We start from the raw sequence: 12,773 nt of genomic DNA, 5'->3' as shown, positions 1-12,773 counted from the left end.
TCGATCAGGCGGCTTCGGCGTCGCTGTCGCCGATTGCGTTAAGCTGTTGTGCCAGCTTGACGATTTCACGGCGCAGCGGGTTCTTGGCCGCGTGGCTGGCCAGCGGTAGGCCATGGTCGCAGGCCTGCATCACGGTGCGGCCTCCATCTGGCAGTTGCACGTCCAGCGAGATGCCAAGACTGTCGGCAAGACGCTTGACCCGGCTTTTGCCTTGCAGGTCGGTGAATTTGGGGGCGCGGTTCAGCGCAAAGCGGATCTTGTCGAATGGCAGATCCTCGGATTGCAGCGCCCGTTTCAGCCGCAGGGTGTTCTGGGCCGAACGCATGTCCAACTCGATCAGGGCGAAATACAGCTGCGCCTCGGACAGGACAGTTTCCGTCCATTGAACGACAGTCGACGGCATGTCGACGATGACATAGTCGAAATGGTCCCGCGTGATGTCGAGCAGGCGCTTGACCTCGGCGGGGCCGATGATGTCCAGCGGCAGGATGTCCGACGGCGCGGTAAAGACCTGAAGCTTGTCTTCGAAGCTGACCAATGCCTGCCCGAAACTGTCGCCGTCCATGGCTTCGATGTCGGACAGGGTTTCGTAGACGGCCTCGCGTCGGGGCAGATCAAGGTAGGTGGCAACTGACCCGAATTGCAGGCCGAGGTCGATCAGGCAGACCTTGGGGTTCTTTTCCTTACCGCTGGTGGCCAGTTCATAGGCCAGGTTCACGGCCACCGTGGTGGTGCCGACACCTCCGGCCAACCCGTGAACGGCAATCAGAACGCCGTCCCCGCCGCCCGACAGTTTGACACCTTCGGGTGATGTGCCGGGGGCTTCGACCGCGGGCGCCGAGGGCGCGGGGCGGCGGATTCGTTCCAGCGCGCCAGCCAGTTCGCCCTCTGGCAGGGGGTAGGGGACAAATTCATCGGCGCCGTCGCGCAATAGCTGGTGCAACGAGGCGGGCGTTACGTCCTCGGCGATCAGGATCACCTTGACGTCGTTTTCCTTGGCGGCCCGGATAACGCTGGACAACATCGGCAGGTCCGGTTCGTCAATGGCGTCGATCGCCATGGCGACGAACTCCAGCGACCGGCCGTCCGGCTGGTTGAGGAAGGCGGTGGCCTCGTCGAACCCGAGGTCACCCCAGCCTTCGCCAAGCAGGGCTTCCATATCGTCGATGAGCAGATCGAAATTCTGGACATCGCGGCTGATCGTGCAGGCCACGATCGGCGCTGGATCGGTTTGCTGTGATGTCGCGTTCGTCATGCCTGTCGTCCTTTGCTTTTGCCGGACCGGTCGGACGTGGCGAAAAATGTCCCCCGGTCCCGCGATGCGCGACTCGCCTTGCGGCACGCACTGGGTCTCCAAGGCGAAGTTCACCCACAAAGGAGGCAACATTTGGGCCAAAAAACCGAAATTGTACGGTGATCGGCGACCGAAACCGGGCCGAAACGCGGCGCACCTGACGTTCTGGTGGTTCCGCGAAGCAGACGAACAATTTTTGCGATAGTGGGGGATTGTCGCGGTTTCGCGATCAAGGGGGCCGGGAAACGCAGGTGGTCCAAAACGAAAAAAGAGGGCCGGGGCCCTCTTTTCTGCATCGGCAACACGCTGGAGTTTATTGCGTGATCGCGAAATCCTGCCCCTGCTGGCCGGTCAGGCCTGTCTTGGGTTCGGCGCTGCGAATGTACTCGCGATAGATCACTTCGGCGTATTTTCCGTCCATCACCGTGGGATGCCCGGACACGAAACCCGAGACTTCGGTCACTGTGCGTCGGTTGCGCCGTTCGCGGCCTTCGGTCACGATCAACGGCTGCGTTTCTCCGTAGGAGACAACCGCCTCCAGCCGTGATCGGCTGATGCCCTGACTGACGAGGTAGTTCACCACGGCGCGGGCGCGCTGCATGCCCAAAGCCTTGTTGTACCCGTCCGATCCGACCTTGTCGGTGTGGCCGTAAACGCGGAAGCGGATTTCAGGGAACTGGCGGATCCAATGGGCCTGCTCGCGCAGGGTGTCGCGCGCGCCATGGTCCAGCTCGGCGCTGTTGAAGGCAAAGTTGACCGTGGTCATCACCTCCGAGGCAAAGCGTTGCGACAGGTCGTAGATGATCTGCTTTTCACCGGTCATCAGCTGATGGTTGTTCATCGTGGCATTGCCGAAATGCCCGGTGTCGATCAGCGCGCCCGCCTCTCGGTCGAAACCGACAGGGGCCTTGCTGCACCCGGTGATCGCAAGGCCCATGGCCAGTGCGGCGGTAAGGGGGAGCCTGATCATCTTGCGCCTCTGCATCAGTCCATCACATATCCGTAGGACCCGGTGAAGTCCTGCTTGGCCACTTCGCCCGCGGCACCGGATTTCGGAGCGTTCCTGTTCGGCTGCCCGGCCACCTTGCCACGCAAAAAGAGGTCACGTTCGGTCGGTGGCACCACGCGGTCCGTGGGCAGCGCGAGGTATTCGCCCCGGGTTGGGGTGACCAGATGCGGCGTCACGATGATGACCAGTTCGGATTGCGAACGCTGGTATTCCGCGCTGCGGAAGAGCGCGCCCAGCACGGGAACGTCGCCCAGCCATGGCAATTGCGAGTTGGTGTCGGTGAAATCGTCCATCAGCAGGCCGGCGATGGCAAAGCTTTCGCCATCACGCAGTTCCACGGTGGTCGAAGCCTCGCGACGGCGGAAGCCGTTGACCGTGATGTCCGAAAGCACAATCGAGTTGTTGGTGTCGATGGCCGACACCGCCGCTTCGAGTTCGAGGTTGATCAGGTCGCCGTCGATGACGCGCGGAATGAAGTTCAGTTCGACACCAAAGGGCTTGTATTCGATGGTGATCGTGCTGTTCTGCTGGCTGACCGGGATCGGGTATTCGCCGCCCGCCAGGAACTTGGCTTCTTGCCCCGAAAGGGCGGTCAGGTTCGGTTCCGCCAGCGTCCGGACAACACCCTTGCGTTCCAGCGCCTCCAGCATGATGCCGACTTCGAGCCCACCGGCGTTGAAACCGAAGAGAACAGCGCCTTCGACGTCCAGACCCGCGGGCGCAAGCTTGTCGGCCACGGCATCGACAGCAGCGCGCGATGCGGCGTTCAGTGTGCCAAGTTCCACACCCAGATCGCCGCCGGCAACAGATCCGCCGGTGGCAAGCGAGGTGCGCAGCATCTTGGCCGCCGTCCGTTCCATCTCGGCAAAGCGGACTTTCAGCATGACCTGCTGGACGCCGCCAACGCTCATCAGGTTGGATACGCGGTCCGGTGCATAGCGTTCGGCAAGATCCAGGGCGCGTTGCATCCGACCCGTGGACGATACGGTGCCGGACAGCACGATGCCGTCATTGGCGGTCCGCACCTCGATCTTTTCTTGCGGCAGAATCTGGCGCAGGCGTTCCTTGAACTCGGACACATCGGGAGAGACGCGGATATCGACGTTGGTGATCAACTCACCTGCGGCATCGAGAATCGTCAGCGTCGTCGTTCCCGGAGCCTTGCCCAGAACATAGATGTTGCGGTCGTTCAGCGAAGAAATGTCCGCGATGGCCGGGTTGGCGATGGACAGTTCCGCAAAGGGAATGTCGCTTTCGACAACCAGCGCACGGTTCATCGGCACCTGCAAAACCGGTTGCGTGCCATTGCGAAGGATGCGCAGGTTTTCGGCCTGCACTTGCGACGCAAGCGGCGCAACCGCAAGCGACAGGCCCAGAAGGGCCGTCTTCAGGAATCTGTCAATTTTCATGTGACCTGCCTCTCGATCACTGCTCACACGCAGGTCTGACGCCTGCATTTTTTTTGCAACCATGCGGCATTCCCTGTTTTTTTGCAAGAATCAAAGCCCTAAGCCGGGGGGCTTATGTGGATAACCCGCAACAGACAGGGCTGACCGGCAAGCAAAAGACCCCCGCCAAGGCGGGGGTCGTTCCTGTTCAAGCGGTTGAAAACGCCGTTTGAATTGCGCGTTCAGTTGGTGCAGGGGATCGGGATCTCCATCACTTCCGCGCCACGACGGACACGGGTCGTGCAGGATTTCGCGGCCTGCTTTTCCACCCGTTCCTCGGCCACGATCCCCAGAAGCGAGCGCTGATCGACCTCGATCGCCTCGGCCACGGTATCGTCAAGCTGGGACATCAGCGACAGCGACAGCTTGCCGGTGGACTGGGCCTGTGCCAGCGCGGCAACCTGCTGGGGGCTGGCGGCGACGGTCACTGTGCGTGCGATGGTGGCGGTGTTGTATTCGGTGTTCGCGGTCTGGTCGATGGCGATCAGGCGGATGCCGGTCTGGATCAGCTTGGTGACCTCGCCCTGCGCACGTTCCCCGACTTCGCCGGGCAGGCGGCCCGTCCAGTAGACATCGACCCGGTCACCGGGACGCAGAAAGCCCGAGACGCCGGAGGCCACGTCGACCTTGATTGCAAAGGCGCGTTGCCCGCGATCCAGCCGTGACGTCAGACCGGCGTCGCCGCCCGGTTCGGACACTTTGACCTTCATCAACGCTTCGAATTTCTCGATCGGTCGCATGGCAAGCCGCGGGCCTTCGCCGTCGATGAAGAAGGGGTTTTCTTCGTCAAAGTAGTCTTCGGGGAGGGTCTTTTTCGGCCATGGCGCAAGGGCCACGTCTTCTTCCTTGATCTCTTCGCCATAGTTGATGGCACGTTTGGCGATATAGATCTTGGCCACGGGCACCGATGCTCCGGACTTCGCGCGCTCTTGCGCCAGCGCGTTTTCATAGGCCCCGATGTAATTCTGCGCCATGTAGACGGCAAAGCCCGCCAGGGCGAGGCCGGCGATCAGCACAAGTCCGAATACGAGTCGCATTTTTCACCTCACTTGGACAACTTGGTTTCGGCCGGTTTTCACCGGCTCGGGCCAGCCTCGCACGCGAATGCGGCAAGAACGGGACGGATGCAGGGCTTCTTGGCGACCCGGAACTGATCCGGTTGGTGAGCCCCGACACGTCGACGGACGGCCCGGATACCCAGGCCGTCCGCGGAAAGTCTTGGGGCAGCAGGATTAGAAATCGTTCTGGCGCGTCAATTCGGCGCTTACGCCGTCTCGCAGACCCAGCGTCGCGTTTTCGGCCGCGGTATAGGCCGCGATACAGAAACCGACGATGCCGGCCGTCAGAATGACCCAGTCCACAGTTACGGCACCGTCTTCCTTGTCCTTGAAGGATCTGAACAGCTTGCGCATCGTGTTTCTCCGGGTTGCCCGCACGAACAATGTGGTGCGGGTGTGAAAAAGGCGCGCGCCGCGGCGGGCGCGCGCCTGGATGTCTTAGGTGATCGTCATGCGATCAGGCGACTTAGAAGTCGTTTTCGAGAGCCACACGTGCCGCGGCTGCGTCGATCAGAGCCTGCGAGTTGCCTTCGATGGTGGTGTAGGCTGCGACGGCCAGGCCGACGACGGCTGCGGTCAGGACGACCCAGTCAACAGTAACGGCGCCGTCTTCGTCTTTGCGGAAGTTCTTGATGAAGTTGATCATGGTTTTTCTCCGGTTGACCCTCAGGTCAGTGATGTCATGCGACCAACCTGGCCGCGGGGAACTGTAGGGAGGGCGCGCGCATCGGGCGCGCGCCGTGGGTTACGCGGCGCTCAGGCCGCGCCCGACTTAGAAGTCGTTTTCGAGAGCCACACGTGCCGCGGCTGCGTCGATCAGAGCCTGCGAGTTGCCTTCGATGGTGGTATAGGCTGCGACGGCCAGGCCGACGACGGCTGCGGTCAGGACGACCCAGTCAACAGTAACGGCGCCGTCTTCGTCTTTGCGGAAGTTCTTGATGAAGTTGATCATGGTTCTCTCTCCGTAGGTGTAGTGCGTTTGTTTCAGTGACCGTCTTGGGCGTTGTGGGCCTCTCTCACCTTGCCCTGTCCCTCGTCGGTATGAGCTTATTAAGCAGTTGGTTTGGGGCGAGAGTGTGGCCCGAATGGATTGATTTTGCAGCCGGGCAAAAAACATGTGAAAATTAGGTTAGCAAGCTGATTTTGAACGGAAATTTTTGTCCTTGATGGTGGTGCAAAGGTTAATGTTGACCGAAGAATGCCCGCTTTGGGTGTGTCGGGTTCGGCTTTTCGCAACACTGATGGATAATTCGCGCGGATTGTGCGAAACTGTGGAAAAGTCAGACCGGACAACAGGGATCGAGCAGCCCCATGGTCGTCAGAACACTGATCGGCGCCGCGATTGCGTCTATTGGCCTATGTATGCCGCCCGCCTTGGCGCAAGACGCGGGCAGCGCGCCGGCGCCTTTCGAGGATTTCACCTTCAAGCGGGTCAAACCGCCCAAGGCTGGCGTCAAGAAACGCATCACCGTGCAGATCGCGCCGCGGGCCAATCCAGCGGTTGCACCGCCCTTGCCGAAAGCCCCCGCTGCGCCAGAGGCGGCCGCGGCAGTTGCCCCCGCGCCGGTTTCGCCAGCTCTGGCCGGCGCGCCCTCGGTGCCGTTGGGCAGTTATTCGTGGTTCTGGAGCGCGGTTTCGCCAGAGGCAGCGGCGACCGGACCGGGGCGTCTTCCTGCGGCGATTGCCACGCTTGCAAAAGGCCCCGAAGGGCAAAGCGTCGGCGCCCCCCGCCTGCAAGGCCTGCAAGAGATCGCGGCGGCGCATGGCATCGACCTTTTGCGCGAAACGGTCGGCACGCGGGTCTCGCCAGCCCTTGCACTGGCGGTGATCGCGGTGGAATCCGGCGGGCAGGCCCATGCCCGCAGCAAGGCCGGTGCGCAGGGTTTGATGCAATTGATGCCGGACACCGCGACCCGGTTCGGGGTCAAGGATGCCTTTGACCCGACGCAGAACATCCGTGGTGGCGTTGCGTTCCTTGATTTCCTGATGGAGAAGTTCGAGGGGGATCCGATCCTTGTCCTTGCCGGGTACAACGCGGGCGAGAATTCGATCGGCACCCACGGTGGCGTGCCGCCCTATGCCGAGACACGGGATTATGTTCCCAAGGTTCTGGCTGCATTTTCCGTGGCGCGCGGGCTATGCGTGACGCCGCCCGAGCTTATCTCGGACGGCTGTGTATTCCGGGTGATGACGCAATAAGGGGCGCTGCCCCCTCTTGGCCTGACGGCCAATTCACCCCCGGGATATTTGAGGACAGAAGAAGCGGGCAGGTTGCTGTGCGTCGCGGGGTCAGCCGCGCAGGACGGCGCCGGGGTTCATGATGCCCTTTGGATCCAGCGCGGATTTGATGGCGCGCATCGCGGCGAGCTTGGCCGGGTCGCCGTAGCGTTCGAGGTCATCGACCTTGAGCCGTCCGATGCCGTGTTCGGCGCTGACCGAGCCGCCGAGGTCATGCACCAGATCATGCACGCAGGTCTTGATTGCGTCGCGCTGGTCGACATGGTCGGCGCGGGTTTTGCCGGGGGCGGGAAAGACGTTGTAGTGCAGGTTTCCGTCGCCGGCGTGGCCGAAACAATTGATCCGCCAGTCGCCAAGCCGGGCCAGTGCCGGGCCGGCGCGGGAGATGAACTCGGGGATGGTGCCGAGCGGGACCGAGATGTCATGGCTGGAGACGGCACCGATGCGGCGGTTGGCTTCGGACATATGCTCGCGCAGGGTCCAGAGGTCGCGGGCCTGGCCGAGGGATTGCGCGACGATGCCATCGGTGGCCAGCCCGGCCTCGAAAGCGTCGGCAAAGAGCGTTTCCAATGCCGCGGCGGGATCGGCACCACGACCAAGCCCGAGGTCGATCAATACGCACCAGTCCGGCGGGCTGTCCCAGGGTTGGCGCAGTTCAGGAAGGGTTTCGGCGAGAAAGTCGAAACCGGTGCGATGCATGAGTTCGAAGGCGCTGATGCTGTCGCCGACATGGTCACGTGCGAGGGCCAGCAGCTTGATTGCGGCCTCTGGCGAGGGGACGGTCAGCAGCGCGGTGCCGGTTGACGCTGGGCGCGGGGCGAGCTTCAGGCTGGCGGCGGTGATGATGCCCAGCGTGCCCTCGGCACCGATCAGCAGGTGCCGAAGGTCATAGCCCGTGTTGTCCTTGCGCAGCCGTTTCAACCCGTTCCAGACCGATCCGTCGGGCAGCACGGCTTCGAGCCCCAGAACCTGGTCGCGGGCATTGCCGTAGCGCAGCGTGTTTATGCCGCCCGCGTTGGTCGAGAGCAGGCCGCCGATGCGGGCGGAGCCTTCGGAGGCAAGCGATAGGGGAAACAGGCGGTCGACGGATTGTGCCGCGTCCTGAACATCGGCCAGGATACAGCCTGCTTCGACCACAGCGGCGTTTTCCTGCGGGTGCGTGGCGCGGATCGTGTTCATGCGTTCGAGGGCAAGGATCAGGGGCGCTGGGCCGTCAGGTTTCAACTGGCCGCCGACAAGGCCGGTGCCGCCGCCCCAGGGGAGGACACCGACGATATGGGTGGCGCAGGCCCTGATGATCGTGGCGACCTCAGAGGTGTTGCGGGGAAGGGCGATCCATTCCGCGGTGCTGGTCCAGCGTCCGCGCGGTTCCTCGCGGTAGCGCGGCTCGGCGCGGCGCAGGGTATCCGGGGGCAGCAGCGCCGCGAGCGTTTGTGCGAAATTGTCGTCGGCGGGGACAAGCGGCATGGCATCCTCATTCGCTGGGCTGGGCCGTTTGTGGCATGCGGCGGAGCGTGAGGCCAGACGGATCAGTCCGGATCTTCGAGGTAGCGTGGTTGCAGCACGATGACGGTGGGGCGGCGCGGCAGGTCGCGCAGCGAGATTTCCAGCGTTGCGGTGTCCCGAAGGTCGATTTCGAAGGTATCGCTGACATTGCCAAGGAATTGTTCAAGCGCATAGCCCGAGAACCAGTGCATCGGGATGACCACAGAGCTTTTGAGCCGGTCGACGATGCGTTCGACCGTGGACAAGGGAATGGTCATGCCGCCGTCGACCGGCACCATCAGGATGTCGGCGCGTCCAAGTGCAGCGTATTGCCGATCAGTGGGTTCATGGTGCAGATGGCCGAGATGGGCGATGCACAGGCCTTCGACCTCGAAGATGAAGATCGAATTGCCCTTGGGTTCGTCGCCGCCGAACGCCGAGCGGATGTCGGTCGAAACATTGCGGATCAGCATTTCGCCCAGATCAAGGTAGTGGTCGATCCCGGTGCCGAACTCTTCGCCCCAACCGCGCAGCACATGCGGGATGGCCGGATCAATCGCTCGGGTCCAGTGCGTTTCATGAGCGTGATTCATGGTGACCACATCTGGGATCAGCCGCGTGTTGCCGATAAAACCGTTGAAATCGGTCACGGCCTCCAGCCCGCCACGTGTCTGGATCAGGAAAGAGGCATGGGCGATATAGTGGATGCGGACGGTGTATTCCGGGATCGGCGCGGTCCAGCTGGCCTTGTGCAGGTATTGCAGGCCGGGGGCGGCGTCGGCGATGGCGATGCAATGGCTGGGGCGGCGTTGGTCCTGTGCGCTGGCGACCGTGGCCAGCAGGCACAGAAGGACGGCGGCAAGGCGGATCATGGGGCGCTCCGTTCCGGTGGGTTTCCGAAAGGGTAGCGCGTCAGGGCGTTCAGCCAAATTAACAAATGCGACGCGGCGCCGTGGTTTCCCGGGTCGTGCCTTGTTTCCGGGCGGCTTGCTGTCAGTTTGACAGCGGTCAGCCGACCTCGGTCCGGCCGCGCCGGTCCGAGCGTAGGGCGGCATACAGGACATGGGTCCGCCAGCGCCCGTTGATCTGAAGATAGCTTTGCGCGACGCCTTCGTATTTGAAGCCGGATTGCTCCAGCAACCCGCGCGAAGCGACGTTTTCCGGCAGGCAGGCGGCTTCGAGCCTGCTAAGGCCCATCTTCTCGAAGGACTGGTGCACCATCGCGGCGATGGCCTCGGACATGTAGCCGCGCCGGGTATAGCGTTCGCCGATCCAATATCCCAGCGTGCCGGCCTGTGCCGGGCCGCGTCGGATATTGTCCAGCGTGATCGCCCCCAGAAGGGCCTGATCGTCGCGCCGGATCAGGAAGAGGGGCAGGGCGCTGCCCATGCCGATGGAACGTGAGGCCCAGTAGACACGGTTGGTAAAGGCCTTGCGGGTGAGGTGATCCTCGGCCCAGGATGGTTCCCACGGGGTGAGGTAATCACGGCTTTCGCGGCGCAGGTTGGCCCAGGGCGTGAAATCGGAATGGACCGGCGGGCGCAGGGTCAGCCGCTCGGTTTCGAGCTTCACCTTGCGCCTGAAGGCCAGCATCATGCCGCCCGGCGGGCCTGTAGATCGGCCAGCGAAGGCGCTCCGGCGACCGGACCATATAGTGCCAGTGCAGCTGCCGCCTGCGCGGCCTGTTCCTGCGCAAAGGCCAGAACATCCTCGCGGGTAACGGCATCGATCTTTGCCACCGTCTGTTCGATATCGGGAACCTTGCCCCAGATCTGTACCATGCGGGCGCTGCGTTCGGCCCGCGAAGACGAGCTTTCCAGCCCCATAAGCAGGCCGGCCTTCATCTGGGCGCGGGCGCGTTCGATTTCCGCCGGGCTCATGTCCTCGGCGGCGCGCTTCATCTCGTCGATGGTCAGGTTGATCAGTTCCGGCATTTCCTCGCCCGAGGTGCCCGCGTAGATCGTGGTCATGCCGGTGTCGGCATAGGCCCCGTTCTGAGCGAAGATTGTATAGCACAGGCCCCGCTTTTCGCGGATTTCCTGGAACAGGCGCGAGGACATACCGCCGCCGAGAGCGACAGAATAAATCTGCGCCGTGTAAAAGGCCGGATCGCGATAGCCCGGACCTTCGAAGGCCAGTGCCAGATGGGCTTGTTCGAGGTCCTTCGACTTGCGCGTTTCGCCTCCGCGGAACCGGGCCGGCGCCGGCGACAGGGCGCTGCGCGGGATCATGTCGCCGAACAATGCCTCGGCCTGCCGCACAAGGGCGTCGTGATCCACTGCACCCGCAGCCGACAGGATCATCTGATCGGGGCCGTAGTGTTCCTGCACGAAACCGGCCAGATCGTCGCGGCCGAACAGTTGGACGCGGTTGGCTTCGCCAAGGATGGTGCGACCGATGGGCTGGTCGGGGTAGGCCTGTTCCTGCAACCAGTCAAAGATCACGTCGTCCGGCGTGTCATGCGCCTGTCCGATCTCTTGCAGGATCACGTGGCGTTCGACTTCGATTTCGGCGGGGTCGAAAACCGGGTTGCGCAGGATGTCGGCGATCACGTCCACGGCCAGCCCGACATCGGCCTGAAGAACGCGGGCATAATAGGCCGTCACCTCGCGCGAGGTATAGGCGTTGATATAGCCGCCCACATCCTCGATGGCCTCGGCGATCTGAAGCGCGCTGCGCGTCTTTGTCCCCTTAAAGGCCATGTGTTCGAGGAAATGGGCAATGCCGTTCTGCTCTTCCCTTTCGTGGCGTCCCCCTGCCGTGACCCATAGCCCGACAGCCGCGCTTTGCAGCCCGGGCATGTTTTCGGTCACGACGCGCAGTCCGTTGGAAAGGGTGGCGAGCTGGACGGTCACTTGGCAATACGCTCCTGAATGAGGGTTTCTAGGGCGGTCAGGTCATTCGCGACCCGCGTCACCCGTTCCGGACGCTCATACAGATCGGCCATGCGATTGGGAAGAGGGGGGCGAATGCCGCTGGCCTTTTCCACCGCATCGGGGAACTTGGCCGGGTGTGCCGTGGCCAGAGTGACCATGGGCGTGGCCGGATCGCGCATCGTTTCGCCCACGCGGACACCGATGGCCGAATGCGGGCAAAGCAGCTCTCCCATCGTGGTGTTGGCGGTGCGGATGGTTTCCAGCGTTTCGTCCTCGGAGACACGACCGCTGTCGAAATGTTCGCGCAGGGCCTCTAGCGCGCCCTGACTGACGTTGAAACCGCCCGCCTTGAGTTCATCCATCAGCTGCGACACCGCCGCGCCGTCACGGCCATAGGCATCGAACAGAGCGCGTTCAAAGTTGCTGCTGACCTGAATGTCCATCGAGGGGCTGATCGAAGGATGTACTTCGGAGGTTTGGTAGGCCCCCGAGGACAGGCAGCGATGCAGAATGTCGTTCTGGTTGGTCGCCACCACCAGCCGGTCGATGGGCAGGCCCATCTTCTTGGCGATATAGCCCGCAAAGATGTCCCCGAAGTTGCCGGTGGGGACGGTAAAGCTGACCTTGCGGTCCGGAGCGCCGAGGCTGACGGCGGCAGAGAAGTAATAGACGACCTGCGCCAGCACGCGCGCCCAGTTGATCGAGTTCACACCCGCCAGCCGCACGCTGTCGCGGAACTCGAAGTGGTTGAACATGTCCTTGAGCCGCGCCTGGCAGTCGTCGAAATGGCCGTCGAGCGCGAGGGCGTGCACGTTGGCCTCGGCGGGCGTGGTCATCTGGCGGCGCTGCACTTCGGAGACGCGGCCATGCGGGAAGAGGATGAAGACATCCACGTTGTCGAGCCCCTTGAAGGCCTCGATCGCGGCCGAACCAGTATCACCCGAGGTTGCGCCGACGATGGTCACACGCTCGCCGCGGCGCTCCAGCGCCTCTTGGAACAGCTGGCCGATCAGCTGCATGGCAAAGTCCTTGAAGGCCAGCGTCGGCCCGTGGAACAGTTCGAGCAGGAAGTGACCGGGGGCCAGCTGCACCATGGGTGCGCGGGCGTTGTGGCCGAACCCGGCATAGGCCTTGGCGATCAGGTCGGCAAAGACCTCATCCGTGAACCCGTCGCCCACGTAGGGGCGCATCACGCGAAAGGCGGTTTCCTCGTAGCTGAGACCATGCAGGGCGCGAATGTCATCGGCGCTCATCTGCGGGATGGTTTCGGGCACATAAAGACCGCCGTCACGGGCAAGGCCCGACAGCATCGCCTCTTCGAAGGTCAGGGCCGGGGCCTGTCCGCGGGTGGAGATGTATCGCATG

General features: G+C 63.0%; 13 protein-coding genes. 1 reads left to right on the top strand and 12 read right to left on the bottom strand.

What is annotated here, in order from left to right; all coding sequences use genetic code 11:
- Positions 1-4: 4 nt before the first annotated feature.
- The 7 genes from KJP30_RS20855 to KJP30_RS20825 form a co-directional block, all read right to left on the bottom strand.
- The gene (locus KJP30_RS20855) at positions 5-1,255 is read right to left on the bottom strand and encodes a CpaE/TadZ family protein (protein ID WP_218451304.1); all 1,251 of its coding nucleotides are present in this window, start codon (positions 1,253-1,255) and stop codon (positions 5-7) included.
- Positions 1,256-1,607: 352 nt separating this feature from the next.
- Positions 1,608-2,231, bottom strand: a complete 624-nt coding sequence (locus tag KJP30_RS20850) for an OmpA family protein (protein WP_224874554.1) — start codon at positions 2,229-2,231, stop codon at positions 1,608-1,610.
- Between the two features lie 47 nt (positions 2,232-2,278).
- The gene (locus KJP30_RS20845) at positions 2,279-3,712 is read right to left on the bottom strand and encodes a type II and III secretion system protein family protein (RefSeq protein ID WP_218451302.1); all 1,434 of its coding nucleotides are present in this window, start codon (positions 3,710-3,712) and stop codon (positions 2,279-2,281) included.
- A 221-nt stretch (positions 3,713-3,933) separates the two neighbouring features.
- A complete protein-coding gene (gene cpaB / locus KJP30_RS20840) occupies positions 3,934-4,788 on the bottom strand; it encodes a Flp pilus assembly protein CpaB (protein ID WP_218451301.1) in 855 nt (284 codons plus the stop codon).
- 195 nt (positions 4,789-4,983) lie between these two features.
- A complete protein-coding gene (locus KJP30_RS20835) occupies positions 4,984-5,163 on the bottom strand; it encodes a Flp family type IVb pilin (protein ID WP_218451300.1) in 180 nt (59 codons plus the stop codon).
- A 112-nt stretch (positions 5,164-5,275) separates the two neighbouring features.
- Positions 5,276-5,455, bottom strand: a complete 180-nt coding sequence (locus KJP30_RS20830; RefSeq protein ID WP_218451299.1) for a hypothetical protein — start codon at positions 5,453-5,455, stop codon at positions 5,276-5,278.
- Positions 5,456-5,581: 126 nt separating this feature from the next.
- Positions 5,582-5,761, bottom strand: coding sequence for a hypothetical protein (locus tag KJP30_RS20825; protein WP_218451299.1), 180 nt, complete (start codon positions 5,759-5,761; stop codon positions 5,582-5,584).
- Positions 5,762-6,120: 359 nt separating this feature from the next.
- Between KJP30_RS20825 and KJP30_RS20820 the strand changes: the two genes are divergently transcribed.
- Positions 6,121-7,008, top strand: coding sequence for a lytic transglycosylase domain-containing protein (locus KJP30_RS20820; RefSeq protein ID WP_425515726.1), 888 nt, complete (start codon positions 6,121-6,123; stop codon positions 7,006-7,008).
- 90 nt (positions 7,009-7,098) lie between these two features.
- Here KJP30_RS20820 and KJP30_RS20815 read toward each other — a convergent pair whose 3' ends face one another.
- From KJP30_RS20815 to thrC, 5 genes are all read right to left on the bottom strand, one after another.
- Positions 7,099-8,514: an FAD-binding oxidoreductase gene (locus tag KJP30_RS20815; RefSeq protein WP_218451298.1), complete on the bottom strand. Its 1,416-nt coding sequence runs from the start codon at positions 8,512-8,514 to the stop codon at positions 7,099-7,101.
- Between the two features lie 62 nt (positions 8,515-8,576).
- Complete coding sequence (locus tag KJP30_RS20810) at positions 8,577-9,404, bottom strand: MBL fold metallo-hydrolase (RefSeq protein WP_218451297.1); 828 nt, start codon at positions 9,402-9,404, stop codon at positions 8,577-8,579.
- Between the two features lie 136 nt (positions 9,405-9,540).
- A complete protein-coding gene (locus KJP30_RS20805; RefSeq protein ID WP_218451296.1) occupies positions 9,541-10,125 on the bottom strand; it encodes a GNAT family N-acetyltransferase in 585 nt (194 codons plus the stop codon).
- Positions 10,125-11,387: a M16 family metallopeptidase gene (locus KJP30_RS20800; protein ID WP_218451295.1), complete on the bottom strand. Its 1,263-nt coding sequence runs from the start codon at positions 11,385-11,387 to the stop codon at positions 10,125-10,127. The genes KJP30_RS20805 and KJP30_RS20800 overlap by 1 nt, the downstream gene beginning before the upstream one ends.
- A complete protein-coding gene (gene thrC, locus KJP30_RS20795) occupies positions 11,384-12,772 on the bottom strand; it encodes a threonine synthase (RefSeq protein ID WP_218451294.1) in 1,389 nt (462 codons plus the stop codon). Before thrC ends, KJP30_RS20800 begins: the two co-directional genes overlap by 4 nt.
- Position 12,773: the final 1 nt, after the last annotated feature.

This window comes from Antarctobacter sediminis (assembly GCF_019218285.1).
In the GTDB taxonomy this organism is placed as follows: Bacteria; Pseudomonadota; Alphaproteobacteria; order Rhodobacterales; family Rhodobacteraceae; genus Antarctobacter; species Antarctobacter sediminis.
Note: the sequence above shows the minus strand (reverse complement) of the source record. Positions and strands in the feature narration are given on the sequence as shown.